This window comes from Pectobacterium araliae (assembly GCF_037076465.1).
In the GTDB taxonomy this organism is placed as follows: Bacteria; Pseudomonadota; Gammaproteobacteria; order Enterobacterales; family Enterobacteriaceae; genus Pectobacterium; species Pectobacterium araliae.
In genome coordinates this window covers 1,583,392-1,608,809 of sequence record NZ_AP028908.1, presented here as the reverse complement: position 1 = coordinate 1,608,809, position 25,418 = coordinate 1,583,392, and the positions used below count along the sequence as shown (strand labels likewise).

General features: G+C 53.7%; 20 protein-coding genes. 15 read left to right on the top strand and 5 right to left on the bottom strand.

Annotated elements, in window-relative coordinates; translation table 11 throughout:
- Window positions 1–98 precede the first annotated feature (98 nt).
- Window positions 99–938 carry a glutathione-dependent disulfide-bond oxidoreductase gene (yghU, locus tag AACH44_RS07185; protein ID WP_261847892.1) on the top strand — a complete coding sequence of 280 codons (840 nt, stop codon included), beginning with the start codon at window positions 99–101 and terminating at the stop codon, window positions 936–938.
- 130 nt (window positions 939–1,068) lie between these two features.
- Here the strand turns inward: yghU and AACH44_RS07180 are convergent, their stop codons facing one another.
- Window positions 1,069–2,034, bottom strand: coding sequence for a chemotaxis protein (locus AACH44_RS07180; protein ID WP_261847891.1), 966 nt, complete (start codon window positions 2,032–2,034; stop codon window positions 1,069–1,071).
- A gap of 389 nt (window positions 2,035–2,423) precedes the next feature.
- Here AACH44_RS07180 and AACH44_RS07175 point away from each other — a divergent pair, with 389 nt between their 5' ends.
- The 3 genes from AACH44_RS07175 to AACH44_RS07165 all read left to right on the top strand — a co-directional run bounded on the left by AACH44_RS07175 (window position 2,424) and on the right by AACH44_RS07165 (window position 4,931).
- The gene (locus AACH44_RS07175; protein ID WP_261847890.1) at window positions 2,424–2,597 is read left to right on the top strand and encodes a hypothetical protein; all 174 of its coding nucleotides are present in this window, start codon (window positions 2,424–2,426) and stop codon (window positions 2,595–2,597) included.
- Between the two features lie 507 nt (window positions 2,598–3,104).
- Window positions 3,105–3,842, top strand: a complete 738-nt coding sequence (locus tag AACH44_RS07170; protein WP_261847889.1) for a LuxR family transcriptional regulator — start codon at window positions 3,105–3,107, stop codon at window positions 3,840–3,842.
- A gap of 150 nt (window positions 3,843–3,992) precedes the next feature.
- Window positions 3,993–4,931 carry a LysR family transcriptional regulator gene (locus AACH44_RS07165; protein ID WP_261847888.1) on the top strand — a complete coding sequence of 313 codons (939 nt, stop codon included), beginning with the start codon at window positions 3,993–3,995 and terminating at the stop codon, window positions 4,929–4,931.
- A 10-nt stretch (window positions 4,932–4,941) separates the two neighbouring features.
- On the opposite strand, the gene AACH44_RS07160 is transcribed toward AACH44_RS07165, so the two are convergent.
- The gene (locus AACH44_RS07160) at window positions 4,942–6,072 is read right to left on the bottom strand and encodes an ABC transporter substrate-binding protein (protein ID WP_261847887.1); all 1,131 of its coding nucleotides are present in this window, start codon (window positions 6,070–6,072) and stop codon (window positions 4,942–4,944) included.
- A gap of 237 nt (window positions 6,073–6,309) precedes the next feature.
- Between AACH44_RS07160 and AACH44_RS07155 the strand changes: the two genes are divergently transcribed.
- The 10 genes from AACH44_RS07155 (at window position 6,310) to AACH44_RS07110 (ending at window position 19,679) form a co-directional block, all read left to right on the top strand.
- Window positions 6,310–7,887, top strand: a complete 1,578-nt coding sequence (locus AACH44_RS07155; RefSeq protein WP_261847886.1) for an ABC transporter permease — start codon at window positions 6,310–6,312, stop codon at window positions 7,885–7,887.
- Window positions 7,884–8,693: an ABC transporter ATP-binding protein gene (locus AACH44_RS07150; RefSeq protein WP_261847885.1), complete on the top strand. Its 810-nt coding sequence runs from the start codon at window positions 7,884–7,886 to the stop codon at window positions 8,691–8,693. Before AACH44_RS07155 ends, AACH44_RS07150 begins: the two co-directional genes overlap by 4 nt.
- Before the next feature lie 16 nt (window positions 8,694–8,709).
- Window positions 8,710–10,503, top strand: coding sequence for an aryl-sulfate sulfotransferase (locus AACH44_RS07145; RefSeq protein WP_261847884.1), 1,794 nt, complete (start codon window positions 8,710–8,712; stop codon window positions 10,501–10,503).
- Window positions 10,504–10,676: 173 nt separating this feature from the next.
- Entirely contained in the window at window positions 10,677–11,585 is a 909-nt protein-coding gene (locus AACH44_RS07140; protein ID WP_261847883.1) for an Rpn family recombination-promoting nuclease/putative transposase, read from the top strand.
- A 183-nt stretch (window positions 11,586–11,768) separates the two neighbouring features.
- Window positions 11,769–12,602, top strand: coding sequence for an ABC transporter ATP-binding protein (locus tag AACH44_RS07135; protein WP_261847882.1), 834 nt, complete (start codon window positions 11,769–11,771; stop codon window positions 12,600–12,602).
- Window positions 12,599–13,444 (top strand): ABC transporter ATP-binding protein, encoded by an 846-nt coding sequence (locus AACH44_RS07130; RefSeq protein WP_261847881.1) that lies wholly within the window; start codon window positions 12,599–12,601, stop codon window positions 13,442–13,444. Before AACH44_RS07135 ends, AACH44_RS07130 begins: the two co-directional genes overlap by 4 nt.
- A gap of 56 nt (window positions 13,445–13,500) precedes the next feature.
- Window positions 13,501–14,748 (top strand): MDR family MFS transporter, encoded by a 1,248-nt coding sequence (locus AACH44_RS07125; protein ID WP_261847880.1) that lies wholly within the window; start codon window positions 13,501–13,503, stop codon window positions 14,746–14,748.
- A gap of 10 nt (window positions 14,749–14,758) precedes the next feature.
- On the top strand, window positions 14,759–16,267 hold the full coding sequence (locus tag AACH44_RS07120) for an ABC transporter substrate-binding protein (protein WP_261847879.1): 1,509 nt from the start codon (window positions 14,759–14,761) through the stop codon (window positions 16,265–16,267).
- 36 nt (window positions 16,268–16,303) lie between these two features.
- Window positions 16,304–18,082: an ABC transporter permease subunit gene (locus AACH44_RS07115; protein WP_338659543.1), complete on the top strand. Its 1,779-nt coding sequence runs from the start codon at window positions 16,304–16,306 to the stop codon at window positions 18,080–18,082.
- Window positions 18,083–18,218: 136 nt separating this feature from the next.
- On the top strand, window positions 18,219–19,679 hold the full coding sequence (locus tag AACH44_RS07110) for an AMP nucleosidase (protein ID WP_261847877.1): 1,461 nt from the start codon (window positions 18,219–18,221) through the stop codon (window positions 19,677–19,679).
- 164 nt (window positions 19,680–19,843) lie between these two features.
- Here the strand turns inward: AACH44_RS07110 and AACH44_RS07105 are convergent, their stop codons facing one another.
- The 3 genes from AACH44_RS07105 to AACH44_RS07095 all read right to left on the bottom strand — a co-directional run bounded on the left by AACH44_RS07105 (window position 19,844) and on the right by AACH44_RS07095 (window position 24,300).
- The gene (locus AACH44_RS07105) at window positions 19,844–21,163 is read right to left on the bottom strand and encodes a hypothetical protein (RefSeq protein WP_261847876.1); all 1,320 of its coding nucleotides are present in this window, start codon (window positions 21,161–21,163) and stop codon (window positions 19,844–19,846) included.
- Window positions 21,164–21,521: 358 nt separating this feature from the next.
- On the bottom strand, window positions 21,522–23,024 hold the full coding sequence (gene proP, locus AACH44_RS07100; RefSeq protein ID WP_338659542.1) for a glycine betaine/L-proline transporter ProP: 1,503 nt from the start codon (window positions 23,022–23,024) through the stop codon (window positions 21,522–21,524).
- A gap of 283 nt (window positions 23,025–23,307) precedes the next feature.
- Complete coding sequence (locus AACH44_RS07095) at window positions 23,308–24,300, bottom strand: AraC family transcriptional regulator (protein ID WP_338659541.1); 993 nt, start codon at window positions 24,298–24,300, stop codon at window positions 23,308–23,310.
- Between the two features lie 66 nt (window positions 24,301–24,366).
- On the opposite strand from AACH44_RS07095, the gene AACH44_RS07090 reads away from it, so the two are divergent.
- Window positions 24,367–25,353 carry a class I SAM-dependent methyltransferase gene (locus AACH44_RS07090; RefSeq protein ID WP_338659540.1) on the top strand — a complete coding sequence of 329 codons (987 nt, stop codon included), beginning with the start codon at window positions 24,367–24,369 and terminating at the stop codon, window positions 25,351–25,353.
- The last annotated feature ends 65 nt before the right edge of the window (window positions 25,354–25,418 follow it).

The following is a 25,418-nucleotide window of genomic DNA, read 5'->3' as shown; positions in this document are numbered from 1 at the left end:
ATGAGGAACATATAGAACAGAACGGTATCAGTAAAATACATGAGTTTGTTATGGTGTTGACTTAACTCGCTCTCTTTTCATGCATAAGGAGATTTTCAATGGCTACATCCCCAACTTATGTGCCGCCAAAGGTCTGGCAGCCCGCATCTTCCGGCGGTGCCTTCGCTAATATTAACCGCCCGATCGCGGGTCCGACGCACGAAAAAGCGCTGCCTGTTGGCAAGCATCCGCTTCAGCTTTATTCGTTGGCGACGCCGAATGGCGTGAAAGTGACCATCATGCTGGAAGAGCTGCTGGTGTTAGGCCATGCAGGTGCCGAGTACGATGCTTGGCTGATTAAGATAGGCGATGGCGATCAGTTCTCCAGCGGGTTTGTCGACGTCAACCCGAACTCCAAGATCCCCGCGTTACTCGACCAAAGCAGCGAAAAACCGATTCGCGTGTTTGAGTCTGGCTCCATTTTGGTGTATCTGGCCGAGAAATTTGGGGCGCTGCTGCCAAACGACCTCGCTACACGTACTGAAACGCTTAACTGGCTGTTCTGGCAGATGGGCTCCGCCCCTTACGTTGGCGGTGGATTCGGGCATTTTTACGCCTACGCGCCGGAAAAATTTGAATACCCGATTAACCGCTTCACGATGGAAACCAAGCGCCAATTGGATGTTCTCAACCGTCAATTGGCGGAAAACCGCTATCTGGCTGGCGATAGCTACACCATTGCTGATATCGCTGTCTGGCCGTGGTACGGCGGACTGGTACAGAGCGCGCTTTACTCCGCCGCAGAGTTTCTGTCCGTGCATGAATACACGCATGTGAAACGCTGGGCTGATGAAATTGCTGCCCGCCCGGCAGTGATTCGTGGTCGCAAGGTCAACCGCACCTGGGGCGAAGAGTCTGAGCAGGTCGCCGAGCGCCACCAGGCATCCGATCTGGATTAATCTTCTGCCGCCTGCCTAGCTATCAGGGGGGGCGTTGTTCAGATAATTAATGGCTAAAAAAATCGGCCTCTACTTTCTCCCGCAAAGGAGGAGACAGAGGCCGAATGCTATCGCACTCTCGTTCAACTCATTAACGACGCGCCTTGTTCAACACCGTCTGAATCGCCGTCGACAATTCATTGATCTCAAATTTCGCGACGTAAGCATCCGCACCCACATTGCGGACGTGATCTTCATTCGCGCTACCAGACAGTGATGAGTGGATCACCACAGGGATATTCTTCAGATACTCATCACGCTTGATGTTTCTGGTCAGCGTAAAACCATCCATTTCCGGCATTTCCAAATCGGTCAGAACCAGTGAGATTTTGTCCGAAATCGGTCGCCCTTCTGACTGCGCTTCTTTCGCAATTTGCCGAATCTTGTTCCAGGCATCCTGTCCAGTGATGTGCATACTAAATGGAATGCCCATCTGGGTTAACCCCTGCTCAAGCAACGAACGCGCGACTCTGGAATCTTCCGCCACAATGGCAATCGCACCTGGCGTATAGGAATAAGTTTTCTCTTCTGAATTCTTGAGCTTGGTTTCGCGATCGCCGGGAATAATATCAAACAGAATCTGTTCAACATCCAGCACCAGCGCCAAACGGTTGCTGTCTTTGTCGTTATCAAGCCGCGCAATACTGGTGATATATGAACTACTCACGCCAGCTTCCGCAGTCAGCACCTGACTCCATTCCAGACGAACGATATCGTCTACCGATTCCACGGCGAATGCCTGCGTACTACGTGCATACTCCGTGATAAGAAGAATATTCAGCCCGGTTTCCGTTGCGCTACCCACTACCGCAGGAAGATCGATAACGGGAATGATTTGCCCACGAATGTTGACCATACCCAGCATCGGTGATTTCATACCCGCCGCTTTGGTCAATGTAGGCATCGGCACAATTTCACGCAGTTTAAACACGTTGATGCCGAACAGCTCAGATTTGCCACCTTCAGGTGATTTGCCCAACTGGAATAATAAGAGTTCGAATTTATTAGCAGAGGTGAGGTTTGTTCTCTCATCAATCTCTTTTTGAAAATTATCCATGCTTTCCTCAGTGCGAGTCATTATTTATAGGTATAGCGTAATCAGGCAACATTCGAGATGTGAGTAAACATGAACTAACATCTGGCCGCTCCACTGTACGTGATAGTCGTATTCTTCAATCTTATCCAGCGTCAAACGTAAAAAAACCGTTAAGTACCTCAACTTACTCATCCAACGATGACAATCATTAGATCAGTAAACGGATATCTACCCTCTTCAGTACAACGGGAGGTGCAGATAACATTCCCTGAACCCTTAATATCGGCAAAATTTGCCAACACCTTATCCCAAATCGTGATAGAAATGCTGTCAGAGAAGAAAACCTCACGCCCCTCTTAACCAGAATCCATCTTTAGGTTCGGCGATTTGATAGCTGGCTAGGCCAATTGGTGGCTTTTGAGGCCGACTGGAGCCTGAGTGACGTTGGGGAAGATGAGCGAGCACGTTTGCTCTGTCGCAGCCAGTTCACCGAGCAGGCTGCGGGAAGTGATGCCACTCTGCACATGCTCAGCAGCAAATCATCACTCTTGCCAGCCGATGCTGACGAGCAAAATAGGATTTGATATAGCAATGTTATCAAAACATTAGCCTCACCACCGCCTCTTTACATAAGGCCACGTCACTGTCGGTAAAATACGATGAAAAACGGGAAAAACGCGATGCAATAATGAACATCAAAGGATGATGGGGCTTGATAAGCGAAAACGGATTATTTACTATCCCGCTCCCCATGCAGAGGTTCCCTAGCCGCAGGAAAGTTGACGCGTAGGGGATTTGAAATATGAGGAGAGAACTGAATTTAGGGCACACGGCTTAACACCACACACCCTAAATACAGTAAACAGAATAGACGCAAAATTATGGGTAATTCCCTGGGTTGGCAAATTAATTTGTAACAATTTTTTTTAAAAACAGACTGTCTTAAATTTTTTATAAATTGCCCTATTCATGAAAAAATTATAAGTGATATCATGGGGTAACAGTAGTTAGACTTAGGTATAGGTTCGGGCTATACTTTTATGTTCCTGTCGATGTGATAGGCATATTCTCGCTTTTATTGAGGTCGTTACATGTCTGTATTTTGCTCTGATAATGAAATTATCAATAACACGATAAAAACCTATCTCAGCCGAAAGTTAAAACAGTATGGCAACCTGAAATACGCCTACATGATCATGAACAAGAAAAATCCGTCTCAGGTTGTGATCATTTCAAATTACCCACAAGAATGGGTGAATACGTATAAAGAAAATAATTATCAGCATATCGATCCTGTTATTTTAACGGCGATCAACACAGTCTCGCCGTTCTCTTGGGAAGATAATATTGTTATTAATTCCAAACTGAAGTTTTCCAAAATATTTAATCTGTCAAAAGAATACGATATTGTTAATGGCTATACTTTTGTCTTACATGACAACAATAACAGTCTCGCCGCGTTATCGATTATGTTTGAAGAAAACTCGCCAACAGATATGGAAAATATTGTTGAGGAAAACAAAGACAAATTACAAATGTTGCTTATTACTGTACATGAAAAAATCACCACGTTTTACAAAGAGATGACACAAAGCCCACAGAGCAAAAAACAAAGTGATAAAGAGATATTTTCCCAGCGCGAAAACGAAATTCTGTACTGGGCGAGCATGGGGAAAACCTATCCAGAAATTGCATTGATTCTGGATATAAAAATTAGCACCGTGAAATTTCATATCGGCAATGTGGTAAAAAAACTCGGTGTTCTCAATGCCAAACATGCCATAAGACTGGGCGTGGAATTACAGCTCATCAAGCCAGAGCCGTTATAACCCTCACTACACCTATCTCACCCTAGTGGAATCGCGCGCTGGGGTCCCAGCGTAATCAATTCGCTATAACTTATAACATTTTGTTCATTGCGTTGGCATCCGACCTCCGCCTAAAAAGTGAGGAAAATTGATACGGTAGGTAGCTGCAACATGCATCTGGATTTACGGCAATTACGCAATTTTCTTGCACTGGCCGAACAGGGGAGTTTTGTACAGGCCGCAGAAGCGGTCTGCCTGTCACAATCAGCGTTCAGCCGCAGCATTCAGGCGTTGGAACAAACGGTGGGACACCCGCTTATCGATCGTCAGAGCCGACGCTTTGCACTGACGTGGCAAGGCAATACGTTACTGCCGTTTGCGCGGCGTATGCAGGAGCTTTCCTGGGAACTGATGACCGACATGCGGCAGATCAGCGAGGCGCAGGAAGGCGAACTGACGTTTGGCTGCGGCCCTGCGCCGTCTACCACGCTGATCCCCAAAGCGGTCGCACATTTTCATGCACTACGGCCGCGTGCCAAGGTCACTTACAGCGTGGATAATTGGCAATCCCTGCGTGAACGACTGCTGGCCGACGAGTGGCCTTTTATTGTCGCGGATACCTGGCAGGCCGAAATGGAAACCGGCCTCCACGTGCAGCCATTAAGCCCGCAGCGGTGCTTCTTTATCTGCCATTCCTCACACCCGTTGGCTCAACAAGAAAATGTGACGCCGGACGACCTCCTGCGTTTTCCGCTCGCCTCGCCTTTTATGCCTGTCGGCATGCGCAAAATTCTGGCCGCCCTGACACGTCAGCCTGACTATCGCCCGCAAATTCAGTGTGACCATATCTATTCTGTCTTCAGCATCCTGCGGCACACGCAGGCCATCAGCTTCGCCAGCGAGGATGGCTTTGCACTAGGGCGATTAAGCCATCAGTTGGTCGAAATTCCGCTCACAGGCACACCGCCAGAATGGGGACACATGCAAACCCGCTTCGGGATTGTCACTTGTCTCCAGAGAACGCTGCCGCCGCTGGCCGAATTGATGATCGAAACGCTATTGGCGCAAGACAGGCTGCGCTCACCGGTTCCGGCACTACCGACCCTGTGAGCGCTCGTGATCATTTTGTTGGATTACCGCTGGTGTCATACACCGGCCAATTTGACTCCAGTCCTTTGGCCTTCAATGCCCGATCGGCAAACTCTCCGGCAAACCAGTCGCTGGCTGAAAAAGTGCTGCGAATCAGCCCTGCCGCTTTCGCCCGTTCGATACTGTCCTGCAAGCTGCTGAGCAGGAACGGATCGAGGCGCGGCGAGCTTTGGAAGGGGAGATCTTCCGCTTTCAGTTCTTCCTGAAAGATGGCCTGCGGTATCTGGCTCTGTTCAGACATCAGCGCCGTGTATTCCGGTAGGTGCTGCGCATCGCCGATCCATTGCGCATTCTCCACCAACACATTCACCAGTTGCTGCGTTGTGCCCGGATAGCGATCGATAAAGTCCTGCGTCGCCAGCACCGCAGCCTGCGTGGTATTCGCCCAGCCCAGCGCTCGACTGGTCGTGACAATATTGATGCCCTGCTTACGCAGTGCCAGCAGAGACACACCGCCCCACACCGCATCTACACGTCTGGCAGCCAGCGCAGCTTTGCCTGCCGTCCAATCCAGGTTGATGACCCGTACATCACGCTCATTCAGCCCGACGCTTTTAATCGCGCGCTCAAACGACAACTGATCGGCTGTTCCTTTGTAGACCGCAATCCGCTTGCCGCGTAAATCCTCAATGCGCTGAATACCCGATTCCGGTGTCGCCGCCAGATAGGAATTAGAACCGCGCGACCCGACCAGCACCCGCGTCGGCAGCCCCCCAGCTCGGCCAATAATGGCTGCCAGATCGCCCAGATACACAACGTCCAGTTGCTTGTTCGCCAGCGCTTCATTCACCGCTGGACCTGCCCCTTTAAAGAACGACCACTGAACTTTGATGCCCTGCGGCTCAAATTCCTGCTCCAACTGTTTTTGAATATGCGCCAGCCCCAACGGCCCGCGAATAAAGGGCTTGCTACCCGCGCTTTGATCCGGCAAACCGATACGAATTTCCGTCGGCTTCTGTGCATCTGGCTTCACGTTCTCGTCCGCCTGCACGGTAGACACAAGCGCGGCGCTTATCAGTAGCGTCATACCTAGCATCTTATTCATTCCCTGCCGCCAGCGAGAATAGGTAGCGTTCAAATCCAAAGGGGTAGCGTGCTGCATACGGTTTTCCTCAATAATCCGTTTTATCTGCCATGAAACTAGCGAACCGTTGGCGCCAGGCTTAAATAACATTTAGAGGTTTGTTAAGCGAAAAAAAGCATAAATCAGCGCTGACGGGCTTGGGCTACGCATATGCATTTATTGCACGGCGACCATCGCTTTATTGCATTGGCGTTCACCACTGAAACCTGTTTTTTATTCCCTATTCATCCAACAGTGATGCTTTCGTGGAATAAAATGAATAAGTCGATAGTGCTGAAAAAAAACGTGATCGTCTGGCCTTCGCTGCCGATAGCGCTGGCCTATCCGCTCGTCGTTCCTCTGGCGTTGCTAGCACTGTGGTATATCAGCACCCACTACGGCTGGATGCCCGCTCAGATTCTTCCTGCACCCCATCTTGTCGCCAACACCGCCGTCGAACTGTGGCACAACGATCTTCTGCCACAGCTCTTTACCAGCTTGCAACGCTTAGCGAGCGGCCTGCTGGCCGGTTTACTCGCAGGCACCTTACTTGGCGCGCTGATGGGGGCGTCACGCCGCGCCGAACATCTGCTGCACCCAACGGTGTACGTGCTGGCACAGATCCCAACGCTGGGGTGGATCCCCCTGTTTATGGTGCTATTCGGTATTGATGACGGCCTGAAGCTGGCCGTTATTATCAAGGCCGTCATTATCCCCGTGACGCTGCATACACAAACGGGCGTGCGTAATGTGCCGCATGCGCTACAGGAAGTCGCTCGCACGCTACGCCTGCCGTGGCATCAGCGCCTCATCAAATTAACCCTGCCCGCGGCGTTCCCGACCTGGCTCACAGGCTTGCGACTCGCACTCTCACAGGCGTGGGTATCGCTGATCGTGGTCGAACTTTTGGCGTCATCTCAGGGGATTGGCTACTTGCTGGTATGGGGACGTCAGCTGTTTCAGCTAGACATCGTGTTTGTTTGCATCGCCACCATCGGACTGGCAGGACTGGCGATGGAGTGGTTGATCAATCAGTTGGAGCGCCGTCTGGTCTTCTGGCCACCCCCACCGATCGGCCGCTTAACCACGGCGTCGCCTCGCCGCCTATCGGCGCTGGTTTTACCCTTTCTGCTTCTGCTGTTTTGGCAGCAGACCAGCCGCTTCGGTTGGATCGATCCGCTCTTGCTTCCTCCGCCCGCCGACGTATGGCACATGCTGCTACAAGGCTTTCGCGATGGTTCACTTACCGAGGCGATGCAGGCCAGCCTGACTCGTGCACTCGCTGGTGCGGTATGCGGTATTGCCGCCGGCCTCATAGGCGGCGTACTACTGGGGCTAAACGCCACCAGCGACGCCCTCTTTACGCCGACGGTCGCGATGCTACGTCAGATCGCGCTGTTTGCCTGGCTACCGCTGCTGACCGCTTGGGTCGGTAACGATGAAGCCGGAAAAATCACGTTTGTCGCACTCGCCTCCTTCTTTCCCATGCTGGTTGCCAGTCATCGTGGTATTCGCCAACGTTCACTGGCATTACAGGAAGTCGCTCACGTGTTACAGCTCCGTTTATTGACCCGCCTGCGAGTCTTAATCCTACCGGGCGCAGCGCCTGCGATCTTCGCGGGTCTGCGCCTGTCACTGATTTATGCCTGGCTTGGCACCATCGGCGCAGAATATTTCATGTCATCCGGCACCGGAATCGGCAGCCTGATGATCAACGCCCAACAGTTGCTGGATATGCCTCTGATTATCAGCGGCATGCTGCTGATTGGATTAACGGGCGCGATACTTGATCGCGTCGGATTAGGTCTGGAACAGCGGATGACGCGCTGGCGTTCCGCAGGAGAAATTGCATGACGTCCCCTTCCCCTGATGTGTCACCACCCGTGGTGCGGTTCGACCATCTGCATAAGCAATTTCGCGTACAGGGCGAATCGCTGACAGTGATTGAGGATTTTTCACTGTCGATTCACAGCGGTGAACTGGTGGCGATTGTCGGCAGCAGCGGTTGCGGAAAATCCACACTGCTGCGCATGTTGGTCGGGTTAGACAACGATTATCAAGGGCGCGTGCTGGTTGAAGGAAAAACTGTTCGTGGTATCGGACGCGAGCGCGGCATGGTGTTTCAGGAACCGCGCCTGTTTCCCTGGTTGACCGTGCGGCAAAACATCGCACTTGGGCTTGCGAATGAATCGATCAGCGAAAAAGAGCGACAACACTTGATTGACCACTTTATTCAGCTCGTGCATTTGCAGGATTTTGCCGATGCCCTGCCCGCCCAACTTTCCGGCGGTATGGCACAGCGTGTCGCCATCGCGCGCGGACTCGTCGCCAATCCCCGGATCCTGATGTTGGATGAACCTTTCGGTGCATTAGACGCCCTGACTCGCCAGCAGATGCAACAGGAGTTGCGTCGTATTCATCAGGCAGAAGGCACCACGACCCTGCTGGTGACGCACGACGTCGAAGAAGCTGTCTACCTCGCCGACCGCGTTGTCGTACTGGCACCGCGACCGGGGCGTATCCGCCAGATTACAACCATTTCGCTGCCACATCCGCGCCAGCGTGACAGCCAAGACTTTCACCAGCAGTGCAGCGATCTGCTCACACTCCTGACGCAGCCAGCCGATACGGCGGCCATCTCCTCTTCTCTGAACACGTAAATACTGGAGCACCACTATGGGACACCCATCCGTCTACCCAACCGGCACCACGATTTATAACCCAGAAAAAGCCTGGGGCGGCTACACCGTCTTTCAGGCGCTGGAACGCGGCGCGGTGCTGGTAGATATGAACGGCACCGAACTGCGTTTGTGGGAAGGTCTGCACGGCTTCCCCAACAAAATTCTGCCCGGCGGCTACATTCTCGGACACAGCGGCGAACGTGATTCGCGCTATGGTATGCAAGATATGGTCGACCTGATTCAGGTGGACTGGGACGGCAACGTCGTCTGGAAGTTCAATGGGTATGAGCACATAACCGATCCTGATCTTCCGCCAGAATGGATGGCGCGCGTCCACCATGATTACCAGCGCAGCGGCAACCCGGTCGGCTATTATGCACCCGGGCAAGAGCCCCAGTCGATTGGCGGCAACACGCTACTGCTGGCGCATACCAACCTGCACAATGAACGCATCAGCGACAAACTGTTGCTCGACGACACCATCATTGAGGTGGACTGGCAGGGCAACATTTTATGGGAATGGCGGTGCAGCGACCATTTCGATGAGCTGGGTTTTGATGACGACGCAAAAACCGCGCTGTACAACAATCCTAACCTGCGCAAGAGCGGCGGCGGGATGGGCGACTGGATGCACATCAACTCCATGTCGGCACTCGGCCCCAATCCGTGGTTCGATCAAGGTGATAGCCGTTTCCACCCGGATAACATCATCTGGGACGCGCGCGAATCCAACATCATCGCCATCATCGACAAGCAGAGTGGCAACATCGTCTGGCAGCTTGGTCCTCATTACAACACGCCTGAACTCAAACACATCGGCTGGATTATCGGTCAGCACCACGCCCATATGATCCCTGCGGGATTACCCGGCGCAGGCAATATTCTGGTGTTTGATAACGGCGGCTGGGCGGGCTATGGCGCACCTAATCCGGCATCGGCGGACGGGGTAAAAAACGCCTGGCGTGATTATTCCCGCGTGCTGGAAATCAATCCGGTGACGCTGGATATTGTCTGGCGCTACTCGCCCTATGAAGCGGGAATCCCACATCCGACCGATGCGTTTCGTTTTTACAGTCCGTATATCAGTAATATCCAACGCCTGCCCAACGGCAATACCTTGATTAACGAAGGGGCTAACGGTCGACTGTTTGAAGTCACCGTCGATCACGAAATTGTCTGGGAGTTTATTTCCCCTTACTGGGGCAAAACGGTGAACACCAACATGCTGTATCGCGCCTACCGCGTTCCCTATGAATGGGTGCCACAGCTGCCGCGCCCACAGGAAACACCCGTGATGGCTCCCGATAATACTCAGCTACGTCAACCCGGAGCCGCCGCCCCCGGCTTCGCTAGCGTGATTCGTATTGACGGTACGCGCCCTTATAAAAAGAGCGGCGATGCCCTATGCGTCGCAACCGACAGCGAAGACCTTAAGCGCAGCCCGAAGCTCTTTGCCGTCAACCGTGAACGCTTCGCTCCGCTTACTGCTGAAGACTGGCCTGAGTTAGCGGCACAAGACACGCCACAGCTGCTGCTGGTCGGCGCCGAGCGCTGCGTCCACTGTAAAAGCCTCTACCGTCAGTTAGAAACGATCCTGGATAATGAGGAATACCGTCAATTACCAAGTCATTATCTGGACGCCGATCATCACATTGTACTGACAGAGAAACTGGCGGTGAGAACGCTACCAACGCTGCTATGGCTTGAAAACGGTGAAGAACAGGCACGCCTGAGCGGCGCACAACAGCCCGAACGCTTGCGCCAGTGGCTGACCACGCAACAGAGCTAACCCTCACACCTTAACGCGATCTTGCTCCCAGTGAGATCGCATCGTTGCTTTCATTTCTCACTTTTCTTGCGTACATCCTTCCATACCAACGCAGTCGTCCTCTGCGCTTCTTCCCTGCCCATATCCGCTTCTTTTACCATTGCCTACAGATTATTCAGGGACGGAAAAACAGCATGGCTGCGCATGATGCGATTTTTAAACAGTTTCTCAGCGACCCAGCCGTCGCAAAGGATTTTTTCGCCATCCACCTGCCAGAAGAAATCAGGCATATCTGCGACTTCAGTTCGCTACAACTGCAATCAGCCTCTTTTGTTGACGAGGAACTACGCGCAAGAATATCGGATATGCTGTACTCAATTCAGACTACCACAGGGCAAGGTTATATCTATTGTGTGATCGAACATCAGAGCCGCCCAGAAAAGCTGATGCCGTTTCGCCTGCTGCGCTACGCGCTGGCTGCCATGCAGCAGCACCTCTCTCAAGGTCACGATACGTTGCCGCTCGTCGTTCCTTTACTGTTTTATCACGGCCAGCGTAGCCCTTATCCCTATACGCTGTGCTGGCTCGACGGTTTTGCTGACGCTATTCAGGCAGAAAAACTCTACAACGCCGCCTTTCCTTTAGTTGACCTAACGGTGATACCGGATGAGGACATCAAGACGCATCGCCGCGTGGCGCTGTTGGAACTGGTGCAAAAACACATTCGCACACGAGATATGCTGGAACTGGCCCAGGATATCGGGCTATTATTTGAACGCTGGCAGATACCACTGCCGCAAAAAAGAGCGATACTGTTTTACATCGCGCGGAGCGGCAATACATCCAAGCCCGCCGATTTTATTGAGGCTATCGCGCAATCTCTGTCAACGGATCGGGAGGCGATCATGACCATCGCACAGCAGCTTGAGAAAATCGGGTTTGAAAAAGGCATCAAACATGGCATACAGCAAGGAATGAAAGCCAGTGCTCGAAACATTGCTCGTCAGCTTCTACTTAGCGGCATGGAACCTGCTCAGGTTTGTCAGATTACTCAGTTAAGCGCGGCGGAACTGGCACAGCTCAGTCAGGAACCCAACGAGTAACCACTAAGCATACATACCGTATCTCTCTACGATTGACTCTCCCTACTATCATCATCGACGCGAGCTATTAGGGCTGCGTCGATAGCGTTATTTATACGCTCTGGATCACATTTCCTTTGCATCACTTCGTTGTGATTTGTTATGTTATTACATATCCATTTACACTAACCCTATACGTTAACCATGATTAACTGGAACAGACACACAGATACCATTCTCCAGGTGGGGAACCTTAACCTGTCGATTGGTGGCGAAACCAAAGTCAGCGATATCAGTTTTACGCTGTTCGCAGGCGAGCGAGTCTGTTTACTCGGCGCATCGGGTTCCGGTAAATCCCTCACCGCTAAAGCCGTGATCGGCACCCCAGCCACAGGCTGCCAGATTAGCGGCAGTATTAAGGTAAATGGTCAAGAAGTCAGTCAGTTGAACGCGCTGGCGCGCCCGCATACCAGTCGGGTATCTGCCGTTTTTCAAGACTCTGCGACGGCGCTCAATCCGCTCATGCCGTTAGGGAAACAGCTCTCGCTGGCGTTGAAAGCCCCCCCTTCCGCTGAGCTTACTGCGCTTCTGACAGCCATGAAGCTGGACGATATTCCCAACCTATTGCAGCGCTACCCTGCCGAATTGTCCGGCGGTCAGCGTCAGCGTATTTGTATTACCCTCGCACTGCTTGGCAAAACCCGGCTACTGGTGGCGGATGAACCCACAACCGCGCTGGATGTCATCACTCAGCAGCAGGTATTGCGCGTCTTACAGGAACGTAGTGCGCAGCCGGATGCACCTGCACTGCTGTTTATTACGCATGATATTGCCGTCGCCACCCAACTCTGCCAGCGCGGTCTGGTGATGGAAAATGGTCAGATCGTTGAATCCGGTACTATGGTGCAACTACTGAATGCACCACAGCCCCCCTATACCCGTAGTTTGGTGGCTGCCGCTCGTCGCGCTGACGATGTTTTATCAACCCATGTTTTATCAACCCATGTGTTACCTGTTGCCGGAGCGCTTGCCGGATGAACCACCACCTGCATGCGGTTCCTTCACCGTTTTTAAGCCTTGAGCACGTCAGCCGCTATCGTCAGACGTCACGTTTGCCGTGGCAAAAGGCCGATCCTGACAGCGCGATTTTTCATGACCTGTCACTACATTTACGCCGTCACGAACGTGTCGGCCTGGTTGGTGCGTCGGGCTGCGGTAAATCCACATTACTGAAAACGCTGCTGGCACTGGAAGCACCGGAGAGTGGCACGGTGTACTGTGACGGTAACCTGATTAAGCCCGGTTCGGTACGTTCGTTGCTGTGGTATCGCCGCCGCGTTCAGTATATTCCGCAAGATCCGGCAGGTTCGCTCGCCCCACACCAGCGCGTCGCCGATCTTCTCACTGAGCCGCTGAAGCGCTTGCGTCCCGATGAAAATGCACCAGTGTGCCTGCGCAACGTCATGGAACAAGTCGAACTCAGTACAACACTGTTGGACAACGCCGCTGGGCAGCTTTCTGGTGGACAGGCGCAGCGTGTCGCGCTGGCACGAGCGCTGATTATTCGCCCCGATTTTTTACTGGCGGATGAACCCGTCAGCGGCCTGGATTTGCCGTTACGTGAGCAGATCAAAACCCTGCTGCAACAGGTCACTGAACAAAACAAGATGGGATTGCTAATGGTCTCGCACGACATTTCTATGCTTGCCGGGCTGTGCGACAGAATGCTGGTCATGGACGGCGGACGCATTATTGAAGATCGCCCCACGGCTGCGGTGCTGGCTTCACCGCAACAGGCGCACACCGCCCGTCTGTTGCAAGCCGTCCCCGCGCTATCAACCTCTGGCTATTCGCTCACTGAAACGCATTTTTTACCATAAAATATCGCTTCGATAACCCATTCCCCATAACGGGATTTTTGATAACGGATGATTGAATGTCAGACCTTACCGCCAACCGCGCCCCACGGCCTTATCCACCGCTACTTCTGGGTAGTCAGCTTGTTTTCAACATTGGCTTTTATGCCGTGGTGCCGTTTCTGGCTATTTTCCTGCGTGACGACATGCTGCTTTCCGGCTGGGCTATCGGGCTAGTGATTGGCTTACGTACCTTTTCTCAGCAGGGCATGTTTTTAGTCGGCGGCGCACTGGCGGACAGATTCGGTGCACGCGTGATTATCCTGTGCGGCTGTGTGGTGCGCATCAGCGGCTATTTACTGCTGGCGCTGGGCGACTCGCTATGGCCGATCATCCTCGGCGCCTGTCTGACGGGTGTTGGCGGTGCCCTGTTCTCTCCTGCCATTGAAGCACTGATGGCGCAGGCCGGTACGCAAAGCGAAAAAGAGGGAAAGCGTAGCCGCTCCGAATGGTTCGCCTTGTTTGCCATTTGCGGCGAGCTGGGTGCCGTGCTCGGGCCGTTGCTCGGCTCGGTGCTGGCCGGGTACGGATTCCAGCGCGTGGCACTCGCGGGCGCTGGTGTCTTTGTGATCGCGCTTATCATCCTGTTTTTCAGCCTACCGCCGACACAGCAAAATCAAGGCGAATTGCATATCGCCCCGTGGTGGGAAACCTTCCGCCAACGTCGCTTTGTCGCGTTCATCATCGCCTATAGTGCTTACCTGTTCAGCTACAACCAGCTCTATTTAGCGCTCCCAGTTGAACTGCATCGCTCTGGCAGCAGCGAGAAAGATCTCGGCCCGCTGTTTGTGCTGGCCTCATTACTGGTGATCGGGTTACAGCTCCCACTGGCGCGTTTTGCCCGCCGGATTGGCGCCGCGCGCATGCTGCCATTGGGTTTCGCGCTGCTGGCCGCGTCGTTCTTTAGCGTGGCGCTGTTTGCCTCTACTACGCCGCCTGAAGGCTGGCAACGCCTGCTTCCGGCTATCTCATTAATTACCCTGCTGACGCTAGGACAAATGCTGATCGTCCCCGTTGGCATGGATCTCATTCCTCGCTTTGCCAACAACAAAAACCTGGGTGCGCACTATGGCGCGCTGGCGTCGATGGGCGGCATCGCGGTACTGGTCGGTAACTTTATACTCGGTAGCCAGCTCGATCGCGCGCTGACACCATCGCCGCAGGCCGCCATTCCGTGGGTGCTGCTCGCCGCCGTACCCTTGTGCAGTTCGCTAGCCATGGTGGTTATCTGCCGCCCGTTTAAATCCGCTTCAACCGTGAATCAATAAGGACAGATTGATGAATAAGCCTAATTTCTTGTGGCCCATTTTCGGCCTGCTGTCAGCCACGCTACTGCTTTCAGGCTGCTTCAATGAACCGGAAGAACACCCTGTTTCACATCATGACGGCCGAATCAAACTGGCGATGCTCCAGCCACCCCGTTCCGGCCTGACGCCGCTGAGCGATGACGCCTTTAAACTGTCGCGCTGGAGCACAGCAGAAACGCTGGTGGTGCTCGACAAACTCGGAGAAGCCCAACCCGCGCTGGCGACGAAATGGCAACAGATCGATGATAAATCCTGGCGTTTTGAACTGCGCCCGAACGTCCATTTTCATGACAACACCACGTTAAACGTCGCCACGGTAGTGAATGCGTTGACCGTGGCGTCTACCGCATCGCCCAAGCCGCGTATTCTGGACGGCGTGCAGTTAACGATAAAAGCCGATGGCGATAGCGCCGTTATCGTTTCCACGGCGAAACCAGACCCGCTGTTGCCACAGCGCTTATCCAGCCCGCAATTGGCAATCCTCTCCATGCAGGCATACGGTAAAAATCGCGTCGTTAATCCGATCAACACCGGAAGCGGCCCGTTCACTCTGCGTAGCGTCACCGGCACTAGCAGCGCGGTATTGGATCGGTTCGACGGCTACTGGGGTGAGAAAGCACAGGTCAGCGGTATCGATGTCAGTTTTGTTTCCGATGGTACCGCGCGGGCTGCCGCCTTACGGACTGGCACCGCAGATATTGTCGAAGCCATTCCCGTTTCTCAGGCTCCGCTGCTGGATCAATCGCTGGTGCATGAAGTCCCAATGCCCCGCACCAACACGCTGTATCTAAATACGCGCCATGGCGTGATGCAAGACCCCGCGATGCGGGCTGCCGTGCGCGAGGCAATCAACCGCCAGCAACTAGTAGATAACGTGTATGAGAAGCGTGCCGATGTCGCCCAAGGGTTGTTAGGTCCCGCGCTGCCATGGGCTGCCGGGCTGCGCCAACCCGTAGCGAATCCGGTTAATGCCGGCGCACCCGCAGGGGCAACCATCACGCTAGCCACCTTCAGCGATCGCGCTGAGCTACCGGAAGTCGCGGTCTATCTGGCACAGCAACTCACTGCCGCTGGATTTACGGTAAAGCAAGTCGTACGTGAGTATGCGCAGATTGAGTCTGACGCGCTGGCAGGCAAGTTTGACGCCTTTATTTTATCGCGTGCAACGGTGCTAGACTCCGGCGATCCCGTTGCTTACCTGTACAGCGACTTTGCCTGTGAAGGGTCGTTCAATATCGCTCAGTTGTGCCGCCCGGAAATCGATCAGGCGCTGCAAAAAGCGGCAGCCATTCCCGCCGGAGAGGCTCGCCGTCAGGCCATTATGCAAGCAGAAAATCTGATCCTTGCCAGCGATGCTGCGATCCCAATGCTGCATGAACGCGTCATTCAGGGTGAAGGCGCACAGGTAAAAGACGCACTGCGCGACCCGCGTGAACGCACGCTGATCAATTCAGCCACGCATATTGCTGCGGCGAAATAACGGTAACGCACCGGTAACCAGAAAGATGAAGAGTCTATGAGCGAATCGCTGTACTGCCGCACCTGTGCCAACATTAACCAGACGCAGCGTCCACAATATGGCGTGCTGATCCCGCTGTTTTCGCGACTGCTCACGCTGGCGGGTATTGTGGTGCTGATTGGTATGCTGCCATGGCTATCCGGTCAGGACCCGGCGCTGGCATTGCTACGCGCCCGCTCCGGCGAGCAGGAAGCAACGGCGGAAACGCTAAACGCGATTCGTCAGTCTCTCGGTCTGGATCACGGCCCACTGCGGTTGCTGTTGAATTGGCTGACCGGTCTGTTGCACGGCGATGCAGGCACTTCCTGGGTTTCTGGTCGACCGGTGCTCCCAGGAATGTTGCAGGCGGTAGCCATTTCACTCACGCTGATGGCCTCTTCGGCGCTGGTGGCTTTCACGCTGGCTGCCGTGCTGTGCGTCCCCACTTTTCGGCAGGGACTTCGTGGCCACATTCACCGTTCAGGCGGTCTGTTTGCCGCCTTATTTACCGCGCTGCCCGAGTTCCTACTGGCATCGTTTTTGCTGATCGTTGGTGCCGTCTGGCTACAGTGGTTTCCACCCTATGGCTGGTTGGGGTTGCATTACGCGGTGCTGCCGTCGCTGGCACTCGGTATTCCGGCAGGCGGTTACCTTGGGCGGATTATTGCCGATGCGCTCTCCGCCACCTTTAGCGAAAATTGGTTAACGACCTGGAGTGTGGCGGGAGTAAGTCGCCGTCATATCGCGTTGGCGGTGCTGAAACGCACGCTGCCCAGCGTGATGCCGCTGGTAGGATTGGTACTGGTATCGCTAACGGGCGGTGCGATTGCCGTCGAAAAAGTGTTCGCTATTCCCGGTCTGGGACGCGCAACGCTGGGTGCCGCTGCCGCACAGGATCTCCCCGCATTACAGGTCGGCGTGCTCATTCTCTTACTCATCGCTTCGCTCGCGGGTATGGCGGCTAGCGCCGTGCGGCTACTGATTCTCGGACGCGCGCTGCGCAGCGGGGCGATGCCAGTGCCGGAAGAACGCGGTAGTCCTGCGTCACGTCATGCCATCTGGCTGCCGATGGGCTGCATACTGTTGCTGGCACTTCTGCTACTCGCTGGCCTGCCGCGCGATCCCATTACCTCCACCTTTTTACGCCTGCAACCCCCATCGTTCGCGCTGCCCTTTGGCGCAGACGCCATGGGTCGTGATTTACTGGCACGCGTGGCACACGGTACGTTGTATACCTGCCTGTTAGCACTGGCAGTGTCGCTGGCCTGTCTCGCCATTGGCCTGTTGGTTGGGTTGTTCCCACGCCTGTTCACCGGCCCCATCGAAGTGACTAACGCCCTGCCCCCAGTGATTGCTGGGCTGCTGGTTGCCGCCATCAACGGCCCAACGGCAACGGGCGCGGCGATTGCCGTCATCGCCGTCAGTTGGGCATCGCTGGCTGCCCACACGGCGGCACTGGTCGCCGAAATCAGTGCGCGCCCTTATATTCGGATGTTGCCAATTCTCGGCATAGGACCAATACGGCGCAGCCTGTTCTATATTCTGCCAGCGCTGATTGGTCCCCTTTTCCGTCACGCCATGTTGCGGCTACCCGGCATTGCGCTGGCGCTGGCATCACTCGGCTTTTTAGGGCTGGGCGCGTCACCGCCGACACCGGAATGGGGACGCGTATTGGCGGAAGGTATGCCGTATATCGAACGCGCCTTCTGGGGCGTACTGGCACCGGCTGCCGCCCTCGGCGTGCTGTCGATACTGGCGGTGAGCGCAGCGAATCTCTCCGGTCGCCACAAGCACTAGCCTGACTCTTCATTTAATCAGTACTTGTCCGCCAGATTTCACGATGGCGGGTCAATGCATCTTCAGTTACGCTGTTAGCTAATCTCTGCCGAAGTACAAAATTGAATATGTGTAGAGCGTGATTAAAGGAGAGAATATGCATAGCAGCGAATCCCACATCAGCCTCACCGTCACTCAGGCTCTGGATAAACTGGAAGCGCTGTATGATGATGCCGTCTCGGCACTGCGCGACGCCATCGGAGACTTTATCCATCACGGCACGCTACCCGATGCCAATGCGCGTGCAGCAGGATTATTTTCCTATCCCGCCTTACGCGTGAGTTGGAACGGGGAGTCAACCGGACATCCACGACATCGTGCCTATGGGCGTTTTACCCATCCCGGCAGTTATTCTACCACCGTCACCCGTCCCGCGTTTCTGCGCGCTTATCTCGCGGAACAGCTGGCGCTGCTTGAAGGGGACTATGACGTCAGAATTGAAGTCAGCCCATCACAGCAGGAGATCCCGTTCCCCTACGTGCTCGACGGTTCCGATCTGATTCTTGATCGTTCCATGAGCGCGGGCATCGCGAAACATTTCCCGACCACGGAACTGTCACAGATTGGGGATGAAACGGCTGATGGCTTGTATCATGCCACTACCACATCGCCATTATCGCACTTTGACGCACTGCGTACCGACTTCTCGCTCGCCCGGCTTCGTCACTACACTGGCACGCCAGTGGAACACATTCAGCCATTCATTCTCTTTACCAACTACACTCGCTATGTCGATGAGTTTGTACGCTGGGCCTGTGCGCAGATTGCCGATCCCGCTAGCCCCTATGAGGCATTGTCCTGCGCGGGGGGGATCTACATCACCGTCGAAACACCTAACCCCGAGCAGACGGTGTCCGATCTGGCATGGAAAAACCACCAGATGCCCGCTTATCATCTGATTTCCCGCCACGGGAAAGGCATTACGATGGTTAACATCGGTGTCGGGCCATCTAATGCGAAAACTATCTGCGATCATCTCGCGGTAATGCGCCCGCATGCCTGGTTGATGATCGGCCACTGCGGCGGCCTGCGCGAAAGCCAGTCCATCGGCGATTATGTGCTGGCACACGCTTACCTGCGTGACGATCATGTACTGGACGCCGTTCTACCACCGGATATCCCGATTCCCAGCATCGCCGAAGTGCAGCGCGCGTTGTACGACGCGACCAAGATGGTCAGCGGAATGCCGGGGGAAGAAGTTAAACAGCGCCTGCGTACCGGCACCGTGGTCACCACCGACGATCGTAACTGGGAGCTACGCTATGCTGCTTCCGCACTGCGGTTTAATCTCAGCCGCGCCGTCGCAGTGGATATGGAAAGTGCAACGATTGCCGCACAGGGTTACCGCTTCCGCGTGCCTTACGGTACGCTGCTGTGCGTCTCAGATAAGCCATTGCACGGTGAAATCAAGCTGCCGGGACAGGCGAACCGTTTCTATGAAGGGGCAATTTCGGAGCATTTGCAGATTGGCATCTGCGCCATCGATCTGCTGCGGGCGGAAAGCGACAAGCTGCATTCACGTAAGCTACGCACCTTTAACGAGCCACCGTTTCGCTGATGGGATTGCAAACTATTCACCCCGGCCAGTGCGACGCAACCGCCGTTAACGGCTGCGGTTGCCCATTTTGTACTCAGTTGTGGCTCATTGGTCGCTAAGCGCTGCCCACAGGTAGAAAGTGTGGGCACCCCTGCCCACGTACTGTTTTTGTCCCAATCGATGTTTTAGCGCTTGCCTGCCAGTTCGGTAGGCGCACCATCAATCTTAATATCCAGTCCCTGCTTCGCGCTGTTCAGATAAAATTCACGAATGCGCTGATTCACTGGATCGCTGACATACACACTGCCACCGATAATAGCAAGCGACGGCGTTGGCGTTTTCGCGCCATAAGCACAGTCGAACGCCTCAACCGCATCAAAGCTGGCGATTTGCTTCCAGTTTGGCGCAATGTCATACAAACGCAACTTGCCGTCCGGCGTCAGATTCGCGACCCGCTTGCCATCGGCGGAGACCTCAAATTTACACACCGCCTGACCGTCGGGGACCGAGAACGTATCCTGTGCCGTGAGCTTTTTGGCCTGAGGATCGATGCGAATCAGCGCGTTAAACGGCTGTCCGCCCAGTCCGCCATAATTTCCAACCACATAAGTGCCTTGCAAGCCAGATTTCAGCGTGCTGGTGCGGCGATCGTCAGGGTATGCAAGCTTGTGCGATACCCATTTCCCGCTCTGCTGTTTTACGAGCAAAACGCCGCCGTCACTTTTCGTATCCCCGTCAGCCAGCTTCACGTTACAGCCAAAAACGTGAACGTGATTCAACTCGCTGTGGCCGTGAAACTCTTTACAAGAACGCTGTAGATCCTGCTCCTGATTGAAGTCCGCAATCGCTTTCCAGTCCTTATCCTGCTGATAAACGACAAAACCGTTAGGGCGCGACGTCACCGTTTTATCGTCGCCTTTGGCATAGACGGCTTTCGGCACAGAAATCAGCCACTGATTATTTCCTAACGGTGCGGTGATGCCGTGCTGCGGTGCCGGGCTTTTACGCTTCTCCACCACGGGATTCGCGCTATCCAGATCCGACAAACGGATCATGACCGATTCTGGCTTACTGGCGCCGTCCCACGGACGTAAACCATCGTACGACCAGGCCACCCAGCCATTCTCCGAGGTAATATGCGACGGTTTGTCTCCCGTTACCCGCAGCGGCAGAAGGCGCGGCTCACCTTTATGCACGTCCAGATGGTCATCGTGCGATTCATAGGTCAGGCCAGTATCAAGGAAAGTAATCGTACCCACGTCATCGTAAAGGTTGACGATCGTAAATCGACCATCCTCGGTAGGCACCAGCGAAGCATTCGCCCGGCCGACGTCAAAGGTATGCGTAACCTTGAAAGTATCCAGATCCAGCACGCTGAGCGTCGGTTTCTGGTGATCGGAAAAGATTAACCGTCCGCGCAGTATTTCATGATCGTGCGCCTGAACACTCGCACTTCCCGCCCCCATCAACAGCGCCAGAGTCGCTGCGATTGTCGTTTTCTGCATCTTTCTCTCCGTGATGTTATTGTGAATATTGGATATGTTATAACATAACAAATAAAGATACCCTAATCGAACAGGAAAAGGCATCACAAAAGCGCCACATCTCATCTGTGGCGCTATCATTGATGAATCTATTTATGGAACGAAAACCGGGGAATGGAATAGAAGAGTAAAGCGTCCGCGCCAGGGGCAAAAGCGTCAGGAACGCCTTTGAACGTCGCTTGCGACGGCCCTGAAAGGGAGAATCTCAGGGATGAGATTCATACCTGCGCGGCTCAAGCTTACAACGGACGTACTTGCCGCATCTTTGCGATCTATCCACTGCCTACGCACATTGTCAGCAAATAAAAGTAAGACGAAGCTAATTAATTTCAGGATGCTGTTCGGTCAACCGTTTTCTTTTCTTCTCCAGATCAGCAATCTGTTCATCAATCTCTTCTATTTTTTGCTCAATATTGTCGTACTGTTCCTGCAACAACTCTTTGGCTTCCGTTCGATCCGATGCCGCTGGCGTCGCGCCTTTCAGCGGCTGGTTCGCGGTTTCCCGCATCGACATCCCGGTAATCAGACCGATCAGCCCAATGCCCATCAGGTAATATGCGGGCATATACAGATTGCCGCTAAACTCCACCAGCCATGCCGCTGCCGTTGGTGTAAAACCCGCAACCAGCACGGAAACATTAAACGATATCGCCAAGGCGCTATAGCGAATATGCGTGGGGAACAAGGCGGGAAGCGTTGACGCCATCACCCCCGTGAAAGAATTCAGCAACACCGCCAGCATCAGTAATCCGCAGAAAATCAGCCCAATTACATCACTGTTAATCAAGATAAAGCTGGGCACCGACAGCAACAGCAGCCCAATGCTGCCGCAAATAACAAACGGTTTACGCCCGTAGCGATCGCTCATCAGTCCCATCACTGGCTGGACAAATAGCATCCCGATCATGACGGCGATGATAATCATCACGCCATGATCCTCCGAGTAATTCAGGCTGTGTGAAAGGTAACTCGGCATGTACGTCAACAGCATGTAATAGGTGACATTGGTGGTGATCACCATCCCGATACAGATCAGCAGACCTTTCCATTGTTTGGTCACAATTTCACGCAGGGAAATCTTCGGCGGGGATTGAATGCTGTCTTTTGATTCTTTATCAATATTGTCAACGTGCTGCTGGAACGTTGGCGTTTCTTCCAGCGCATGGCGCAAATAAATTCCAATTAACCCGAGCGGCGCGGCAATAAAGAACGGAATACGCCATCCCCAATCCAGAAAGCTTTCTTCTCCCACGATGGAGGAAATCAACACCACAACACCCGCCCCCATCACAAACCCGGCAATCGAGCCGAAATCCAACCAGCTCCCTAAAAATCCGCGTCGTCTGTCCGGAGAATATTCAGCAACGAAAATCGCCGCACCGGTATATTCTCCCCCGACGGAGAAACCCTGCGCCAGCTTCGCTAACAGCAGTAATATCGGTGCCCAAATACCGATAGACTCATAGGACGGAATCAAGCCGATACAGAATGTGCTCACCGACATGATAATAATGGTGATCGACAGGACTTTCTGGCGACCAAATTTATCCCCCATCGCCCCAAAGAATATCCCACCGAGCGGCCGAACCAAAAAGGGAACCGAGAACGTGGCCAGCGCGGCAATCATTTGTACGCCGGGATCGGCTCCGGGGAAAAAGACCTGTCCGAGCGCATACGCCACAAAGCCATATACGCCAAAATCAAACCATTCCATTGCATTACCCAATGCAGCGGCAGTAATGGCTTTTTTGAGTCTGCCATTATCAATAATGGTAATGTCCTGAATTTTCATCGGTTCAATTTTTTTCTTTTTTAATCTCATCCTTTTTTCCTTTGATTAAAAAGCGACCCTTTATTAAAAATAAAATCCCTCTTTCATGCACAAGGAACCACCCGACTGCACACTGAAAAATAAACAGCTTATTGGCCGCAATATTCATTACACGTTGGTGCTACTGAATGGAGTATAGAAGAATTTACACAAAGGCTCGGTTTCACGACCGAGAATGACACCACATGCCTAAATAACGCACGGGAATATAATGAAAGGAAAATAATGGTAAAAGGTTATGACAAAATGCTCATATTATCTTCAATAGGATATTTTACTTACGTGCCGCAATCATTTTAGGGTTACGGTTAAAATAGCGCGTAAATGCCAGACTGAAATTAGCGGGATGTCGATAGCCGACTTGCCAAGCCGTCTGTGCCACCTGAAATCCCTGCTCCAATAACTGGTGCGCCCGTTCCATTCGCATTCGCAATAGCATTTGACCCGGCGTGGTCGCAAAGCAGCGATGAAACCCAAGCTTGAGTCTGGATTCGCTCATTCCTGCCTGTGCCGCAATACAGGCGAGCGTCAGCGGTTCAGCCAAATGCTCACGCAGCCAGCAACATACTTGATCTATTTGCTGCCGCTCCTGTGGATGAATACCGCCTCGTTTCTCTTCTGGTTTCAGGACGTGCCGATACTGCACCAGCAGGCTTAAGGCATGGATATGACGATTCAGCGGATCGGCGTCAGCGCACAGCGCATTGACATGAACCTGACTGGCCGCAGATAGGGGCGTAAACGCACGCAGCGCTACCCCATCGTCACTGAATAGCTGTTCCGCACAGTTCGCGCCAAAATAGCGAGTCGCCGCCGTTTTTCCCACCAGCAGTCGTAGCTGATCGACCTGCCGTTGAGCCTGATAATGGCGTTCGCCTACGCTGGCACCAAACGTCGTGATCGTGACATGCTGTTGACGAAACCAGATCGATGAGCCGCCACAATCGTAATAAGCAGACTCCCCTGCCAGCGCAAACGTCATGACCAGCATCGGTTGCGAATGCGGGTTCTGCGTTTCTTCCACCAAGTCGCGGCACGGGCGATATTGCGAACGAGCCAGCGACAGATCCGTATCGATACCGCTGAAATCCGACCAGCATTCGCCGATAACGACCGGCAGTGTTCGACGCGAATCAGAACGATTCACCTCACCCACACGACATCGATCGCCTGATGATAATCCCTCTCGCCCCTGCTGCTGCCTTTGCGCCATCTTCCCCCCGCCGTTTCGCATATGAAAAACGCCGTCTCGCATAACAATGAACATAATAACCATTCTCATTTATAGATAGCATATTCCCTATCGACTGACCATCAATGAGAAAGACCGTTTATGAATCCATTAGAAACGTTATGGCAGCTTGCTGCCAGCAGTGTGCAAGCCGACGCGTTACATCTTGCGTTGGAACAGCAGATTTTCGATCGGTTGGAGGATGTCACTACGCCGGAACAGTTGGCGGAAGCACTGGGATGGCAGCCGGAGAAAACCGGATTTCTGCTTGAGATCCTGTGGAGCATGCAGCTATTGACACGCCATCACGACGGCTATCGCACCGCTCCGGCCTGTGCCGCCGTGCTCTGTCGCAGCAGTCCGCGTTTTATCGGTGATGCCTGGTGCTTTCGCCTGACCAGTCTGCGACAGTTTGGTCAGGGACTCGGGGATGGAATGCGCCAACTATTGCCTGAGCAACGGAACGAATTACCGCGCGATGCCGCATGGGCCAAGGCGGCAGGACAACAAATCGCGCAGGAACAGCGATCGATAACGGCAAATATTGCCGAGCAAATCCTCTCCAGCCTGCCAGATTTCCCACAAATCAGGCACATTCTCGATCTGGGCGGTGGTCCCGGCTGGGTGGCGATTACGCTGGCACTGCGTCACGCTCAGATCTCCGGCACGGTGTATGACCTGCCACAGACCGCTGCCGTGGCACAGCGCAATATTGACGATGCCGGGTTATCCGCACGACTGTCAGCACAAAGCGGCGCATTTCCCAGCGGAAAATACGATCTGATCTGGAGCTCCTCCTTCTTGCATTTTGTCGAAGATATTCCCGCTATGTTGGCAACGCTTCACCACGTTCTCGCGCCAGAGGGAACGCTGGTTCTCGCACAGGCGGAAATTGCCGAAGAAGCCAACGATGCAGCGCCAGTGCTGCCATTTTATCTGCCGATGCAAATGAGTGGACGCCACGTCACACGAGAAGGACAGCTCACGCAGTGGTTACTGGCTGCTGGCTTTACCTCTGTCGAAACCCGACGCCATCAGGCATTTCCCATGACGCCGTTAAATGTGCTGATTGCCCGTAAACGTAGGTAACCGCATCTGCATTAGTGGTGACGATACAAAAAAACCAGTCAGTGGGCGCTGACTGGTTTTCGGGA